This window comes from Streptomyces sp. NPDC003011 (assembly GCF_053591515.1).
The window spans coordinates 158,844-173,316 of record NZ_JBSFTY010000005.1 but is presented as its reverse complement, the minus strand read 5'-3'; the positions used below and the strand labels follow the sequence as shown (position 1 = coordinate 173,316).

Genomic DNA, 14,473 nt, shown 5'->3' with positions numbered 1-14,473 from the left:
CGTCGTCCTCGGGCATGCCGTCGATGTTCTCGGCGAGGGAGGTGGGCGCCGAGCGGCGGTTCCAGGGGTACTTCGCCAGGAGGTCGGCGGGGCCGTCCCCCGAGGCGAGCCCGGGCACGACGGGCACTCCGAGCGCGACCGGCGGGCCCTCCGGCCCCCGCCCGCTCTACCTCGGCACCTACACCTCGGCCGAGGGCGGCGGCACGGGCATCGGTCTGGCCGCCTACGACGCCGGCAGCGGCCGCGTCACCAGCACGGGGACCCTCACCGGGGTCGGCGACCCGTCGTATCTCGCGGCACATCCCGACGGCCGCACGCTGTACGCGGTCGACGAGCGCGAGGACGGTGCGGTGACCGCCGTACGCCTGGCCGACCGCACGATCCTGGGAAGCCGTAGCACCGGCGGCGCGGGGCCATGCCATCTGTCCGTGCATCCGGGCGGGCGCTGGCTGCTCAGCGCGAACTACGGCTCCGGCAGTGTGGCCGTGCATCCGATCGGCGCGTCGGGAGCGCTCGGCGAGCGCACCGGCCTGGTCACGCACTCCAGCCCCGCGCCCGGGCCGGGCCAGCGGGGCCCGCACGCCCACCAGTTCGTCACCAGCCCCGACGGCGGTCATGTGCTCGCCGTCGACCTGGGCACGGACACGGTGTACACCTACCGGCTGGACGAGACCTCCGGCGAGCTCACCGAGGTCGCTCAGGCCCACACCCGTCCGGGTGCCGGGCCGCGCCACCTCACCTTCCATCCCGGCGGCCGGTACGCCTACCTCGCCAACGAGGTCGACAACACGGTCGCGGTCTGCTCCTACGCCCCGGACACCGGCCGCCTCACCGTGGGCGGGGCCCAGCCGACCGGCACCGGCTCCGGCACCAGCTACCCGGCGCAGATCCTGGTGACCTCGGACGGCGCGTACGCCTATCTCGCCAACCGGGGCCACAACAGCCTCACGCGCTACGCGGTGGAGGCGGACGGCGCCCGGCTCCGGCTGCTGGACACGGTGCCGGTGTCCGGCGACTTCCCCCGTCAGATCGCCTTCTCGCCGGACGGGTCGCTGCTGTTCGCGGCGAACCAGAGGTCCTCCACGGTGAGCGTGTTCCATGTGGACACCGGCACCGGAGAACTCCGGCTCGCGGGTGAGCCGTTCGCCTCACCCGTCGCCGTCTGTGCGCTGCCGCTGTAGCGCCCGCGGGCAGGAAGCGGCGCTCGCCTGGGTGAGCAGGACGTGCATGCGTTCGGTGAGCTGGCCGACGTCGTCGGCGGGCGCGTGGAACGCCAGGCGTACGTCACCGTGGGCGCGGGCGCGTTCGATGCGCAGCGTCAGCCCGTGCCGGTCGACCGCGAGGGGCTGGACGCGGACCGCGCCGTGCAGGCTGTCGGAGTCCACGAGCCGGGTGAGCCGTTCCACCGCGTCGGCGTGGCAGTCGGCGAGGTGGCCGATCAGCCGGGCCTCGGCGGTGGCCAGCGGGTCGGGCACCGCGGAGGCGAACTCGTCGAGGTCGACGACCACCGCCGCGGCCGGGTCGCGCAGCACCACCCGCGTGGCCCGGAACGCCAGGCGGCCGTCCTCGGGGACGAACCAGCCGGCCATCCACAGCCGGGCGCGGATCCGGTGGCGGACGGGGACGGGCGCGACGTCGGCGAACTCCAGGACGGCGGACGGTTCGCCGCGGGGCGCGCAGACCGCCGCCGCGAGCAGGGTGCTGTCCTCGGGCACGTCGAGGATCACCCGGCCGTCCTCGGCCACGGAATGCGCGCCGACGAGCTCCTCGCGCCCGCCCTCCGCGGTCACCGCGCAGGACCACGCGGCGGCGAGCACCGACCGGGCCCGCTCCGCAGCGGACGGCGCGGCCGTCCAGCTTCCGCTGTCACCCATCCCACATCCTCCTTAGGTAAGCCTTGCCTAACCTATCGAAGATCGGCGATGAAACCAACCAGGGAGCACCTGTGAATGTGTTCCCGGTGCCCGGCGGACGCCGATCGGCCCTGCCTCAGGGCGCGATGACCCCCAGCAGCGCCCGCGCGCACAGGTCGCGCACCTGGTCGTGGGAGAGGTGCGAACCGCGCAGCCACTCCAGGCAGACGGCGGTGGTGAAGGCCAGCCAGCCGCGCACGGCCAGCTTCAGGTCGGGGCGCGTCCGGGACAGCGGGCCGAACTCGGGGTCCGCGGCCAGGGCGGCGAGGATCTGGCGTTCCTGGGCGGCCAGCGCCCGCCGGTAGACCCCGCGCACGGCGCGGTCGCCCGCCGCGTCGGCCCGGTGGAAGGCCCGGTATCCGTGGGCGTGCGCCTGGACGTACTCCAGGTAGGCGTCGAGGCCGGCGGTGAGCTGCTCACGGACCGGGACTCCGGGCACGGCCTCCGTCAGACGCAGCATCCGCGCGCTCTCGCGTTCGACGACCGCCGCGAAGAAATCCCGTTTGGTCGGGAAGTAGTGGTAGAGCAGCCCGCGGGAGACTCCGGCGATCTCCGCGACCTGCTCGATCCAGACGTCGTCGTAGGGGCTCTCCGAGAACAGCCGCGCACCCACCGAGAGCAACTGCTCCCGGCGCTCCCCGGTGCTGAGCCGGCGACGTGTGCGCTCGCCCTGTTCCGCGGCCATGTCCGCACCTTACTTGACCTCGATTCACCAGCCGGACGACACTGGGGCGCTATTGAACCGGTGTACAACATGCTCGACCTGCCGCGGGATCGAGGGAGATGGCGTCATGGCGGAGACGATCACAGGGACCGGGCTGCCGAGGGGATTCCGTGGCGCCGAGCAGGGCTGGCCGGAGTTGCGGCGCATCCCGCATCCGCCCCGCCGGCTTCCCCTGCTGGGTGACGTGATCGGTGCCAGCGGACGCGCGCCGCTGCAGGACACCCTGCGGCACGCACGGCGGCTGGGGCCGATCTTCCGGCGCAAGGCGTTCGGCAGGGAGTTCGTGTTCACCTGGGGCGCCGAACTCGTGGCCGACCTGGCCGACGAGTCGCGGTTCGCCAAGCACGTGGGCCTCGGGGTCGCCAACCTGCGGCCGGTGGCCGGGGACGGGCTGTTCACGGCGTACAACCACGAGCCCAACTGGCAGCTGGCGCACGACGTCCTGGCTCCCGGCTTCAACCGGGAGGCCATGGAGGGCTACCACCGGACGATGCTGGCGGTGGCCGGGCGGCTCACCGGCCACTGGGACGGTGAACTGGCGGCGGGGCGCCCGGTGGACGTGCCCGGCGACATGACCAAGCTGACCCTGGAGACGATCGCGCGGACCGGTTTCGGGCACGACTTCGGCTCCTTCGAACGCTCCCGCCCGCACCCCTTCATCACCGCGATGGTGGGCACGCTCACCTACGCGCAGCTGCTCAACACCGTGCCGTCCCCGCTGCTGCTGCGCCGGGCCGCCCGCCGCAACGAGACCGACATCGCCCACCTCAACCGCACGGTGGACGAGCTGGTCCGCGCCCGGCGCGCGAGCGGGCAGGGGGGCGGCGACCTGCTGGACCGGATGCTGGACACGGCCCATCCGGAGACCGGGGAGCGGCTGTCGGTGGAGAACGTGCGGCGCCAGGTCATCACCTTCCTGATCGCGGGCCACGAGACCACCTCCGGCGCGCTCTCCTTCGCCCTGCACTACCTCTCCCGCCATCCGGAGGTCGCCGCCCGCGCCCGCGCCGAGGTGGACCAGGTGTGGGGCGCGACGGCGGTGCCCGGCTACGACCAGGTGGCCAGGCTGCGGTACGTGCGCCGGGTGCTGGACGAGTCGCTGCGGCTGTGGCCGACGGCGCCCGCCTTCGCGCGGGAGGCCCGCGCGGACACCGTGCTGGCGGGGACGCATCCGATGCGGCGGGGGGCGTGGACGCTCATCCTCATGCCGATGCTGCACCGGGACCCTTCCGTCTGGGGCGCCGACGCCGGGCGGTTCGACCCGGACCGTTTCGAGGCACGGGCCGTACGGTCCCGGCCGCCGCACACCTACAAGCCCTTCGGGACCGGGGTGCGGGCCTGCATAGGACGGCAGTTCGCCCTGCACGAGGCCACCCTGGTGCTGGGACTGCTGCTGCGCCGCTACGAGCTGCGGGCCGACCCGGCGTACCGGCTGCGGGTGACCGAGCGGCTCACCCTGATGCCGGAGGGGCTGCGGCTGCGGCTGGAGCGGCGGTCCGGTGCCGCGACCGCCCCGGCCGGGGTGCGCCGCGCCGACGTCTCCTCCGCGCCGGACGGGAGCGAGGCCCCGTCAGCAGACCGCTGTCCAGTGCGCCGGCCGGGTGACTGACCCGGGCAGCCGGGTGCCCGGGCCGCCCCTGGCCGCGTTCAGCTGGGGCTGGGTGAGGAAGAAGGCACCGGTCAGGTCGGCGTCCGTGAGGCCGGCGTCGCGCAGGTCGGCACCGATCAGGTCCGCGCCGCGCAGGTCGGCGCCGCGCAGGTCGGCGCCCCTGAGGTCGGCGCCCTTGAGGCGGGCTCCCATCAGGTCCGCGCCCCGGCGGTTCTTCTTCCGGCCGCCCGTCCCGGCCCGCGCGAGCTCGCTGGTCCTCAGCAGGAGCACGTTGACCTGCTGCCGGTGGGCGCCCACGTCCAGGGCCCCGAGTTCTTCCGGGCCCCGGCGGGTCAGTGCCTCGGTCTCGTCCAGGGCGCGGCGCAGGCCGGCGTGGACCGGGCGGGCGGCCGGCAGGGTGAGCGCCTCGGTGAGGTACCAGAGCAGTTCGTGCAGCCGGCGGACGACCGGGAAGACGTCGAGCATGCGCCGGGTGTGCTCGGGCGGGCCCGTGCGCCAGTCCCGTCCGCCGAAGGTGATCTGTGAGACCTTCTGGCCCGCGCCGAAACAGTCGTAGACCGTGCAGCCGGTGAAGCCCTCGGTCCGCAGTTCCGCGTGGATGCCGCAACGATGGTCGCCCCCGAGGTTGGGGCAGGGCCGTCCGGCCGGCTTGTCGATCGCGAAGTCCGCCGAGGCGGCGAACGGCAGGGCGACGCAGCACAGGCCGGAACAGCGTCGGCAGTCACCGCGCAGGCCGGCCCGGTCGGTCGTGTGGTCAGGCATCCCGCCAGCCTACTTACCGGCGGGTAGTGACCCGGACTCCGCCCGTCCGGAACGGAAACTCACCGAGGGGTTTCCGGCACTGTGGGGGTCCTCTCATCCAACGGAAAACAACCTCGGCTACCACTGGGGCAGGAACCGAACGAACCAGGAGCCGACCCCGGACCGAGGAGAGACGTCATGTGCAGCCACCAGCCGCCGTGCCCCACCGCGGACAGTCCCGGCCACCGCGCCGCCGTCATCGTGTCGGCCCACCCCGAACAGGGCTGGAGCCTGCTGTGCGACGGCACCATCGTGTTCGACGACACCGGTGAACTCCTGCCGGACGGACGGGTGGTGAGCCCGCGGCGCGTCCCGGGTGCGGCGGCCGTGGCCGCCTGAGTCAGCCGAGGCCGTCGGGCAGGTCCAGTTCGGCGAGGCGCTCGGGGTCGGCGAGGATGTGCATCGCGACGATCCGCCCGTCGGCGACCACCAGGTGCATGACGGTGAGCAGGCGCCCTTCGGAGACGTTGACCAGGCCGACCGCGCCGTTGACCAGCACCGGCCGGGCGAGCGGGGTGAACTCCCGGAACAGCATGGCCTGTTCGGCGACCGGCCTGGCCCCGCGCAGCAGTGTGGACGCCGCCGCGCCGGTCAGGGCTCCGGAGTCGGCCCGCAGCACGGCATCGGGGTGCAGGACCGCGACCAGTGCCTCGAAGTCCCCCGCCAGCGAGGCCGCCATGAAGGCGTCGACGACCTTGCGCTGCCGTCCGAGGTCCGGGTCGGCCGCGGGCGTGGCCCCCTGCACCCGGCGCCGGGCACGGCTGGCCAGTTGGCGGGTCGCGGCGGCACTGCGGTCCACGATCGGCGCGATCTCGTCGAAGGGCACCGCGAACATGTCGTGCAGGACGAACGCGAGCCGCTCGGCGGGCTCCAGCGTCTCCAGGACGATCAGGAGGGCGAGGCCCACCGAGTCGGCCCGCAGGGCCTCCTGTTCCGGGTCCGTCACCCCCAGGGGCCGGATCACGGGGTCGGGGACGAAGGTGTCGTCCAGGGGATCCTCACGACGTCCGGTGCGCCAGCGCAGCATGTCGAGGCAGACCCGGCCGGTCACGGTGGTCAGCCAGCCGCCGAGGTTGCGGATCTCCCCCGCGTCGACGCGGCCCAGCTTCAGCCAGGTCTCCTGGACGGCGTCCTCCGCCTCGGCCAGCGAACCCAGCATGCGGTAGGCCACCGCCCGCAGCTGACCGCGGTGCTGTTCGAAGCGGTCCGCCAGAAGTTCCGTCTCGTCCACGCCGTCCCCCATGCCCAGTCCGGTGCCCGCCGTGTGAAGGCGTGATGATCCAACCACGCCCGCACGCCGCTGTGAACGCCGTTTCTCTGACACGGCGGGCGTCCGGTACCGCGACGCCTCGGCGGTTCAGTACCGCTGTGTCTGGGCGAACTCCGGTGTCGGCGCCGGCCGGGCGGTGGAGGGGTGGGCCGGCGCCGTCGGCGTCCGTGCCGCACGACACCAGCGTGACCGTGCCGGCCAGGATGACGGCCGTCCGCCGGGAGCGGGCACGGGTGACGAGGGGGCCGTCATCGAGCCTTCCGAGCCGCGGGCAGACGCACGGCACGCTATGGCGGGGCTGTGGCAGGGCTTGTCGTGCCGTCGGCGGACGGCCGCCGCCTGGGGAACGCTCAGCGCGCCGCGAGGCTGGAGCGTCGCACCACCAGCTCCGGCTGGAGCACGACCCTGCGGTGCTCGTGCTGCCGCGCCGCGGTCTCCTCCTCCGTCTCCTCCAGGAGGAGCTCGGCGGCCAGGGCGCCCATGGTGACCGCGGGCTGGCGGACCGAGGTGAGCGGGACGGCCGCGGCGGCGGCGAACTCGATGTCGTCGTAGCCGACGATCGCGAGGTCGTCGGGGACACCGACGCCCGCCGCGTACATGGCCTGCAGGACGCCCAGGGCGAGCAGGTCGTTGGCGCAGAACACGGCGGTCGGGCGGTCGGCGAGGCCGAGCAGGCGGGCGCCGGCGTCCCGGCCGGCGGCCACGTCCAGCCGCTCGGTGGGCAGTTCCCGCAGGCACTGCGGGCCGAGGCCGGCCTCGGCGAGCGCGTTCAGGGCGCCCGTACGGCGGTCCCGGACCTGGTTGAGACCGGGCGGGCCGCTGACGTACGCGATGGAGCGGTGTCCGGCGTCCACGAGGTGGCGGACGGCGAGCGCGCCGCCCGCCACGTCGTCGACGGAGACCGAGCACTCGGTGGTGCCCTCGGCGACCCGGTCGACGAGGACGAAGGGGATGCCGTGGCGCCGGAACGACTTGATGTTGCGGCCGGTCGCGTCCGCGGGGGTCAGCAGCACGCCCCGGACCCGCTGCTCGGCGAAGAGCGAGAGGTAGTCCGCCTCCTCGCCGGCGTTCTGGGCGCTGTTGCAGACCATCACGCCGAGTCCGGCCTCGCGTGCGGCCCGCTCGGCACCGCGCGCCACGTCGACGAAGAAGGGGTTGCCCATGTCGAGGACGAGCAGCCCCATGATCCGGCTGCGGCCCGCGCGCAGCTGGCGCGCGGACTCGCTGCGGACGTAGCCGAGCCGGTCTATCGCGGACAGCACCCGGGCCCGGGTCTCCGTGGCGACCGTGTCGGGCCGGTTGATGACGTTCGACACCGTGCCGACGGAGACCCCGGCGGCACGGGCGACGTCCTTGATACCCACCGACTGGGCCATCAGGCAGGGACCTCCAGGAGAACGAGAAGGAACGAACGCGGCGGGAAGACCTTCACATTACAGTCACCCCGCCGCACTCCGGACCGGGGTCAGGCGGGCAGTCGGAAGTCGACGACGTGGAGCGCCGAGGGCGTCGTACCGCTCGACTTCTCCTGATAGAGCACCGACAGGACGTTGTCCTGCGCGATGCGCGTCTCGTCGATGACGACCTCGCCGAAGGCGTTGAGACCGCTGCCGTCGAAGAGCACCGTCCAGTCGGTGTACCCGGAGGCCGCCGAGGCTCCGGCGATCCGGCCGAACGGGAAGATCGCGTAGGCGTTGTCGTACTTGTCGAGAGCGAGCTTGGTGCGCTGGCTGGAGTTCAGCGGCACCGGTATCTCGGTCTTCTGCCAGGTGCCGGAGGCGTTCTTGCGGACGTGGAAGGCACGGCCGTTGGCGGTGCGGTTGGCCACGTAGTTCGTGGTGCACTGGCCGAAGCGGCCCGGCACGTAGCTGATGATGGCGTGCGGCCGGCCCGCCGAGTCGGTGAACTGGCTCTCCTGGTTCATCAGGGAGTGGTCCGGGTTCAGCGGGTCCACTACGAGCCCGGCGTCGGTGACCGCCACCTTGTCGGAGCCGCCGGTGGTGCCGACCACGGCGCCCGCGTTGTTGCGCCAGGTGCGGCCGCGGTCGTCGGAGTAGACGTAGCCGGTGTCGTGGTTGGTGATGCCGCCGCTGTTGCACATCACGGCGCCGTTCTGCTCGCGCCAGGTGAAGAAGGAGTGCAGGCGCCCGTTCTTGTCGTAGTCGATGCCGTGCAGGTACATGTTGCGGGCCGTGCTGGAGCCGTGCTCGCTGGTGTAGGTGCCGGTGGAGCTGGACCACTCACCGAGGTTCGTCCACTTGGTGCCGTCGTACTCGGCCAGCGCGTTGCGGCCGTTGCCGGAGATGGCGACCCGGTAGCTCAGCTGGAGCTTGCCGTCGGGGGTGGAGACGAACTGGGGGTAGGTGAACTGCGAGGTGAGCGCCAGCCCGTCCAGCGTGGACTGCGGGGCACCGAAGCGGCTCGCGGTCCAGCTCAGCCCGGCCGGGTTGTCCATGAGCCCGGCGACCGACTTGACGTAGGTGAAGCCGTCGCTGTGGGAGTCCATGTTGAGGTGGAGACGGCCGTCGACCTTGGAGACGCCCATGGAGATGACGTTGTGGGAGTCGTCGTAGCGCAGGGTGTGGCCGACCTTGACCGTGGACCAGGTGCTCCCGCCGAGCACGCGGCGGCCGACGACGGCGTTGCGGTCGGCGGTGTACCAGACGGCGTACTGGTAGCCCTTGTAGGTCAGCAGGCCGTTCTTCTGGAACGAGTTGTTGTTGACCAGACCGTCGTACGACACGAAGAAGAGGGCCTGGCTGTCGAGGGTGGTGTTGCCGGTCAGGGTGACCGAGGGGCCGGGGTCTGCGGCCCGGGCGGTACCGGCGGCGAACACGGGGGTCATCACGGCTCCGGCGAGGGCGGCGCCCAGCAGCGTACGTCTGTTCATCTCGGGGACTCCGTTGTCAGCGAGGTGGAGCGGGGGTAGAGGGGGATCTCAGGCGAGGTGGAACACTTCCGTGAGCGGTTTCATGGCCTCGTCGGGCCGGGCGCCGTCCAACGACTCGAAGAACGGCGCCATCTCGGCCTGCCACCGGGCGTTGACCTCGGTGGCCTCCATGCCGGCCTGGGCGGCGGCGAAGTCCTCGGTCTCCAGGTAGCCGACGAGCAGGCCGTCGTCCCGCAGGAAGAGCGAGTAGTTGTGCCAGCCGGTGGCCGTCAGAGCCTCCAGCATCTCCGGCCACACGGCGGCGTGCCGCTCTCGGTACTCGTCGAGACGGTCCGCCCGGACCTTCAGCAGGAAGCACACACGCTGGGTCAACGCCACTCCAGGGACTAGAAGTTGAACTGGTCGATGTTCTTCGCGTCGAACACGGTCGGCTTGCCGAGGCTGATCACGCCGTCCTTGCCGATGGTGTACTCGCCCATGGCGCCGGCCGTGAAGGTCTCGCCCTCCTTGCCGGTGATCTGCCCGGAGGACAGCGCGACGGCCGTGCGGGCGGCCAGTTCGCCGAGCTTCGCCGGGTCCCACAGCTCGAAGCCCTCGACCGTGCCGTTCTTGACGTACTTGCGCATGTCGTTCGGGGTGCCGAGGCCGGTCAGCTTGACCTTGCCCTTGTACTTCGAGCCGGAGAGGTACTGGGCGGCGGCCTTGATGCCGACGGTGGTCGGGGAGATGATCCCCTTCAGGTTCGGGTACTCCTGGAGCAGGCCCTGGGTCTGCTGGAAGGACTGCTGGGCGTCGTCGTTGCCGTAGGCGACCTTGACCAGCTTGATGTCCTTGTACTTCGGGTCCTTCAGCTCCTCCTTCATGAAGTCGATCCAGATGTTCTGGTTCGTCGCGGTCTGCGCGGCGGACAGGATCGCGATCTCACCCTTGTAGCCGATCTGTTCGGCGAGCAGCTGCACCTCGGTGCGGCCCAGGTCCTCGGCGCTGGCCTGCGAGACGAAGGCGTTGCGGCAGTCGGGATTGGTGTCGGAGTCGTAGGTGACGACCTTGATGCCGTTCTTCATGGCCTGCTTCAGCGCGGTGCACAGGGCGCCCGGGTCCTGCGCGGAGACGGCCATCGCGTCGACCTGCTGCTGGGTGAGCGTGTTGACGTAGGAGACCTGGCCGGAGGTGTCGGTGGCGCTGGAGGGACCGACCTCCTTGTAGCTGGAGCCCAGCTCCTTGACGGCCTTCTCGCCGCCCTTGTCGGCGGTGGTGAAGTACGGGTTGTTGACCTGCTTGGGCAGGAAGCCGACGGTCAGGCCCTTCTTGAGGGGCGCGTTGGGGTCGGCCTTGCCGGCGGAGGCGGCGGAGCCGGTGCTGTCGCTCTTCACGTCCTCCTTGGTGGTGCCGCCGCAGGCGGTGGCGGCCAGGGCGAGGGAGGTGACGGCGGCGAGCGTCGCACAGGTGCGGCGGAGGGTCGATGTGCGCATGGCTGGGGTTCCTTCAGGAGGGTGAGGTGAGGGACGAGGTCGGAGTCGAGGCCGCTCGGCGGCCCGCCCTGGCTACGGAGATCTGCCGTGCGACCCGGGGGCCGAGCACGGAGAGGACGAGCAGAACGCCGGTGACGACGATCTGCGACTGGGCGGAGACGTCCTGGAGGCTCATCACGTTCTGCAGCGCGCCGAGCAGGAAGACTCCCGCGATCGCGCCGCCGAGCGTGCCCTTGCCCCCGTCGAAGTCGATGCCGCCCAGCAACACGGCGGCCACGACGGACAGTTCGAGGCCGGTGGCGTTGTCGTAGCGGGCGCTGGCGTAGTGCAGCGCCCAGAAGACGCCGGTGAGGGAGGCCATCAGGCCGGTCACCGTGAACAGGATCAGCTTCTGCCGCCTGACGCGGATCCCGGCGAACCGGGCCGCCTCCTCGTTGGCGCCGATCGCGAACAGCGACCGTCCGAACGGCGTGGCGTGCAGGGCGACCACGGCGATGGCGAGCAGCAGCAGGAAGGGCAGGAAGGCGTACGGGACGAAGGTGTCGCCGATACGTCCGGCCGCGAAGTCCAGGTACTGGGTGGGGAAGTCGGTCACCGCGTCGGAGCCGAGGATGATCTGCGCGATGCCCCGGTAGGCGGCCAGGGTGCCGATGGTGACGGCGAGGGACGGCAGGCCGAGCCGGGTCACCAGCAGGCCGTTGACCAGCCCGCAGACGACTCCGAGCAGCAGGCAGATCGGGATGATCGACTCGATCGTCATGCCCTGGTTCCACAGGGCGCCCATCACCGCGCCGGACAGGCCGGCCGTGGAGGCGACCGACAGGTCGATCTCGCCGGAGACCACGAGGAGCGTCATCGGCAGGGCGATCAGCGCGATGGGCAGGGTGTTGCCGATCAGGAACGACAGGTTGAGGGCGTTGCCGAAGCCGTCGACGGTGGAGAAGGACAGCAGCAGCAGGACGATCAGGAGGGCGCCGACGACCGTGTCCCAGCGGACCACGCGGTTCGCGAGGGAGACAGAGGACTCAGGCATGGCGGGCGTTCCTCTTCTTCAGGGCCGACGCCACCCGCAGTGCGACCACGCGGTCCACGGCGATGGCGAGGATGAGCAGGATGCCGTTGATGGCGAGCACCCACACGGAGCTGACGCCGAGGGCGGGCAGCACGCTGTTGATGGAGGTCAGCAGGAGGGCGCCGAGGGCCGCGCCGTACACGCTGCCGGAGCCGCCGGTGAAGACCACGCCGCCGACCACGACGGCGCTGACGACGGTGAGTTCGTAGCCGGTGCCGGTGCCGGAGTCGACGTTGCCGAACCGGGCCAGGTACAGGGCGCCGGCGAGTCCGGCGAGCGCGCCGCAGAAGGTGTACGCGACGAGGATCCGCTTGCGGACCGGGATGCCGGCGAGCCGGGCGGCCTCGGGGTTGGAGCCGAGGGCGTACATCTCGCGGCCGCTGCCGAAGTGCTTGAGGTAGTAGGCCGTCGCCACCAGGACGGCGAGGGCGATCATCGCCAGCCACGGCACCGCCGACAGGCCGCCGGAGCCGAAGTCGACGAAGCCGCCGGGCAGGTCGGCCGCGGTGATCTGGCTGGAGCCGACCCAGATGGAGTCGATGCCGCGGATGATGTAGAGCGTGCCGAGGGTGACGACGAGGGCCGGCACCTGGCCGAGGCTGACGAGGAGCCCGTTCAGCAGGCCGAAGCCGATGCCGAGGAGGATGGCCAGCACGACGGCGACGACCGGGGTGCCGCCGCCCTGGAGGTAGGTCCCGGCGGCGAAGGCGCTGATGCCGAGGGTCGAGCCGACCGACAGGTCGACGTTGCGGGTGATGACGACCATCGCCTGGCCGACGGCGACCAGCACCAGGATGGTCGCGTTCAGCAGCAGGTCCTTGATGCCCTGCTCGGACAGGAAGTCGCTGTTGCCGGCCTGGGTGACCGCGATCATCACCAGGAAGACGGCCAGGATGGCCAGTTCGCGCATCTTGAAGACGCGGTCGACCAGCCGGGTGCCGCTGGACTTGGGCACCTCGGTGGCGGGGGCGTGGTCGGGGGCGGTGACCGTCATGCGGCGGCCCTCCCGGTGGCTGCGGCCATCACGGATTCCTCGGTGGCTTCGGAGCGCGGGATCTCTGCGGTGAGGCGTCCCTCGTGCATCACGAGCACACGGTCGGCCATGCCGAGGATCTCGGGCAGGTCGGAGGAGATCATCAGAACGGCGACCCCGTCGGCGGCCAGCTCGCTGAGCAGCCGGTGCACCTCGGCCTTGGTGCCGACGTCGATGCCGCGGGTCGGCTCGTCGACGATCAGCACCCTCGGGCCGGTGGCGAGCCACTTGGCCAGCACGACCTTCTGCTGGTTGCCGCCGGAGAGGGTGGAGACGGCGTCGGCGATCCGGGCGTACTTGACCTGGAGTTTGACGGCCCAGTCGAGGGAGCGGCTGCGTTCGGCGCCGCGGTCGACGAGGCCGGCCTTCACGGTCGTACGGAGTCCGGTGAGGCCGATGTTGCGCTCGATGGACATGTCCATCACCAGGCCCTGGGCGCGCCGGTCCTCGGGGACGAGCGCGAGCCCGGCGGCCATGGCGGTGGACGGTGCCCCGTTGGTGAGCGCGCGCCCCTGGACCTCGACCTCCCCGGCGTCCCAGCGGTCGATGCCGAAGACGGCCCGGGCGACCTCCGTACGGCCGGCCCCGACGAGTCCGGCCAGGCCGACGATCTCGCCGTGCCGCACGTCGAAGGAGACGTCGGTGAAGACGCCCTCCCGGGTCAGCCGCCGCACGCTCAGCGCGACCTCGCCGGGCTGGACGTCCTGCTTCGGGTAGAGCTCGTCGAGGTCGCGGCCGACCATGCGGCGCACGAGGTCGTCCTCGGTCATGCCGTCGATCGGCTCGCTGGAGATCCAGGCGCCGTCGCGCATGGTGGTCACCCGTTGGCAGATCCGGAAGATCTCCTCCAGGCGGTGCGAGATGAACAGGACGGCGGCGCCCTGCTCGCGCAGGGTGTCGACGACGCCGAAGAGGCGGGCCACCTCGCTGCCGGTGAGGGCGGCCGTCGGCTCGTCCATGATCAGGACACGGGCGTCGAAGGAGAGGGCCTTGGCGATCTCGACGATCTGCTGGTCGGCGATGGACAGGCCGCGGGCGGGGCGGTCGGGGTCGAGTTCGACGCCGAGCCGCCGCATCAGGGCGAGGGTCGCCGCGTGCGTGGCCTTGTGGTCGATCCGGCCGAGGGCGCGGTGCGGCTGGCGGCCCATGAAGATGTTCTCGGCGATCGACAGGTCGGGGAAGAGTGTGGGCTCCTGGTAGATCACGGCGATGCCGGCGTCGCGGGCGTCGCCGGGGCCGTGGAAGTGGACGGGTTCGCCGTCGAGCAGCACCTGGCCGGCGTCCGGTCGGTGCACCCCGGCGAGCGTCTTGATGAGGGTCGACTTGCCCGCACCGTTCTCACCGGCGAGTGCGTGCACCTCGCCGGGGAACAGTTCCAGGGACACGTCCCGCAGGGCGCGCACCGCTCCGAAGGACTTGGACACGTCCTTGAGCGACAGCACGGGGGCCGGACCCGTTTCGGACGGGTGGGTCATGAGGGCTCCTCGACGACGCCGGCGGAGGCCGTCACAGCGTCGTGAAAGGTTTCAACTGGATTGCCGGGACGTTAGGCGCGCCAGCCATGGCACGTCAATGGTCCGTCTCGAAAAAGTTTCGATAGCCAGAGGTCACGGTCAGGGCACGGCCCGCGGGGTTTGCCGCACCTCTTGACACCCCTTCGGGCGACCCATAACTTCGCCGTTTGAATCG

The 14,473-nt window shown here is 71.7% G+C and carries 14 protein-coding genes; 3 read left to right on the top strand and 11 right to left on the bottom strand.

All coding sequences use genetic code 11. The annotated features are described in order from the left end of the window. The first annotated feature begins 23 nt into the window (after nucleotides 1–23). Nucleotides 24–1,181, top strand: a complete 1,158-nt coding sequence (locus tag ACWD0J_RS04470) for a lactonase family protein (RefSeq protein ID WP_451494243.1) — start codon at nucleotides 24–26, stop codon at nucleotides 1,179–1,181. Here ACWD0J_RS04470 and ACWD0J_RS04465 read toward each other — a convergent pair. Both ACWD0J_RS04465 and ACWD0J_RS04460 read right to left on the bottom strand, forming a co-directional pair. Beyond that, nucleotides 1,149–1,874 (bottom strand): DUF2470 domain-containing protein, encoded by a 726-nt coding sequence (locus ACWD0J_RS04465; protein WP_451494242.1) that lies wholly within the window; start codon nucleotides 1,872–1,874, stop codon nucleotides 1,149–1,151. The genes ACWD0J_RS04470 and ACWD0J_RS04465 overlap by 33 nt on opposite strands. A 115-nt stretch (nucleotides 1,875–1,989) precedes the next feature. After that, a complete protein-coding gene (locus tag ACWD0J_RS04460; protein ID WP_451494241.1) occupies nucleotides 1,990–2,598 on the bottom strand; it encodes a TetR/AcrR family transcriptional regulator in 609 nt (202 codons plus the stop codon). A gap of 106 nt (nucleotides 2,599–2,704) precedes the next feature. On the opposite strand from ACWD0J_RS04460, the gene ACWD0J_RS04455 reads away from it, so the two are divergent. Then, nucleotides 2,705–4,246, top strand: a complete 1,542-nt coding sequence (locus ACWD0J_RS04455) for a cytochrome P450 (RefSeq protein WP_451494240.1) — start codon at nucleotides 2,705–2,707, stop codon at nucleotides 4,244–4,246. Here the strand turns inward: ACWD0J_RS04455 and ACWD0J_RS04450 are convergent. Continuing rightward, complete coding sequence (locus ACWD0J_RS04450) at nucleotides 4,208–5,008, bottom strand: pentapeptide repeat-containing protein (RefSeq protein ID WP_451494239.1); 801 nt, start codon at nucleotides 5,006–5,008, stop codon at nucleotides 4,208–4,210. The two genes, ACWD0J_RS04455 and ACWD0J_RS04450, sit on opposite strands and share 39 nt — an antisense overlap. Nucleotides 5,009–5,185: 177 nt before the next feature. Here ACWD0J_RS04450 and ACWD0J_RS04445 point away from each other — a divergent pair, with 177 nt between their 5' ends. Beyond that, nucleotides 5,186–5,386 (top strand): DUF5999 family protein, encoded by a 201-nt coding sequence (locus ACWD0J_RS04445; RefSeq protein WP_451494238.1) that lies wholly within the window; start codon nucleotides 5,186–5,188, stop codon nucleotides 5,384–5,386. A gap of 1 nt (nucleotide 5,387) precedes the next feature. Here the strand turns inward: ACWD0J_RS04445 and ACWD0J_RS04440 are convergent, their stop codons facing one another. From ACWD0J_RS04440 to ACWD0J_RS04405, 8 genes are all read right to left on the bottom strand, one after another. Continuing rightward, nucleotides 5,388–6,290, bottom strand: a complete 903-nt coding sequence (locus ACWD0J_RS04440; protein WP_451494237.1) for a sigma-70 family RNA polymerase sigma factor — start codon at nucleotides 6,288–6,290, stop codon at nucleotides 5,388–5,390. Between the two features lie 377 nt (nucleotides 6,291–6,667). Then, nucleotides 6,668–7,693, bottom strand: a complete 1,026-nt coding sequence (locus ACWD0J_RS04435) for a LacI family DNA-binding transcriptional regulator (RefSeq protein ID WP_451494236.1) — start codon at nucleotides 7,691–7,693, stop codon at nucleotides 6,668–6,670. Nucleotides 7,694–7,782: 89 nt separating this feature from the next. Next, nucleotides 7,783–9,207, bottom strand: a complete 1,425-nt coding sequence (locus ACWD0J_RS04430; protein WP_451494235.1) for a BNR repeat-containing protein — start codon at nucleotides 9,205–9,207, stop codon at nucleotides 7,783–7,785. A gap of 48 nt (nucleotides 9,208–9,255) precedes the next feature. Then, nucleotides 9,256–9,579, bottom strand: a complete 324-nt coding sequence (locus ACWD0J_RS04425) for an L-rhamnose mutarotase (protein ID WP_451494234.1) — start codon at nucleotides 9,577–9,579, stop codon at nucleotides 9,256–9,258. A 14-nt stretch (nucleotides 9,580–9,593) separates the two neighbouring features. Next, nucleotides 9,594–10,679: a rhamnose ABC transporter substrate-binding protein gene (gene rhaS / locus ACWD0J_RS04420; protein WP_451494233.1), complete on the bottom strand. Its 1,086-nt coding sequence runs from the start codon at nucleotides 10,677–10,679 to the stop codon at nucleotides 9,594–9,596. 13 nt (nucleotides 10,680–10,692) lie between these two features. Beyond that, nucleotides 10,693–11,712, bottom strand: coding sequence for an ABC transporter permease (locus tag ACWD0J_RS04415; RefSeq protein WP_451494232.1), 1,020 nt, complete (start codon nucleotides 11,710–11,712; stop codon nucleotides 10,693–10,695). Continuing rightward, entirely contained in the window at nucleotides 11,705–12,745 is a 1,041-nt protein-coding gene (locus tag ACWD0J_RS04410; protein ID WP_451494231.1) for an ABC transporter permease, read from the bottom strand. Before ACWD0J_RS04410 ends, ACWD0J_RS04415 begins: the two co-directional genes overlap by 8 nt. Then, a complete protein-coding gene (locus ACWD0J_RS04405; protein ID WP_451494230.1) occupies nucleotides 12,742–14,259 on the bottom strand; it encodes a sugar ABC transporter ATP-binding protein in 1,518 nt (505 codons plus the stop codon). The genes ACWD0J_RS04410 and ACWD0J_RS04405 overlap by 4 nt, the downstream gene beginning before the upstream one ends. Between the last annotated feature and the right edge of the window lie 214 nt (nucleotides 14,260–14,473).

What these genes read in the sequence shown, in the direction of transcription:
- ACWD0J_RS04470 (WP_451494243.1), top strand. Translation starts at nt 24, where the DNA reads ATGTTCTCGGCGAGGGAGGTGGGCGCCGAGCGGCGGTTCCAGGGGTAC.
- ACWD0J_RS04465 (WP_451494242.1), bottom strand. Translation starts at nt 1,874, where the DNA reads ATGGGTGACAGCGGAAGCTGGACGGCCGCGCCGTCCGCTGCGGAGCGG.
- ACWD0J_RS04460 (WP_451494241.1), bottom strand. Translation starts at nt 2,598, where the DNA reads ATGGCCGCGGAACAGGGCGAGCGCACACGTCGCCGGCTCAGCACCGGG.
- ACWD0J_RS04455 (WP_451494240.1), top strand. Translation starts at nt 2,705, where the DNA reads ATGGCGGAGACGATCACAGGGACCGGGCTGCCGAGGGGATTCCGTGGC.
- ACWD0J_RS04450 (WP_451494239.1), bottom strand. Translation starts at nt 5,008, where the DNA reads ATGCCTGACCACACGACCGACCGGGCCGGCCTGCGCGGTGACTGCCGA.
- ACWD0J_RS04445 (WP_451494238.1), top strand. Translation starts at nt 5,186, where the DNA reads ATGTGCAGCCACCAGCCGCCGTGCCCCACCGCGGACAGTCCCGGCCAC.
- ACWD0J_RS04440 (WP_451494237.1), bottom strand. Translation starts at nt 6,290, where the DNA reads ATGGGGGACGGCGTGGACGAGACGGAACTTCTGGCGGACCGCTTCGAA.
- ACWD0J_RS04435 (WP_451494236.1), bottom strand. Translation starts at nt 7,693, where the DNA reads ATGGCCCAGTCGGTGGGTATCAAGGACGTCGCCCGTGCCGCCGGGGTC.
- ACWD0J_RS04430 (WP_451494235.1), bottom strand. Translation starts at nt 9,207, where the DNA reads ATGAACAGACGTACGCTGCTGGGCGCCGCCCTCGCCGGAGCCGTGATG.
- rhaS (WP_451494233.1), bottom strand. Translation starts at nt 10,679, where the DNA reads ATGCGCACATCGACCCTCCGCCGCACCTGTGCGACGCTCGCCGCCGTC.
- ACWD0J_RS04415 (WP_451494232.1), bottom strand. Translation starts at nt 11,712, where the DNA reads ATGCCTGAGTCCTCTGTCTCCCTCGCGAACCGCGTGGTCCGCTGGGAC.
- ACWD0J_RS04410 (WP_451494231.1), bottom strand. Translation starts at nt 12,745, where the DNA reads ATGACGGTCACCGCCCCCGACCACGCCCCCGCCACCGAGGTGCCCAAG.
- ACWD0J_RS04405 (WP_451494230.1), bottom strand. Translation starts at nt 14,259, where the DNA reads ATGACCCACCCGTCCGAAACGGGTCCGGCCCCCGTGCTGTCGCTCAAG.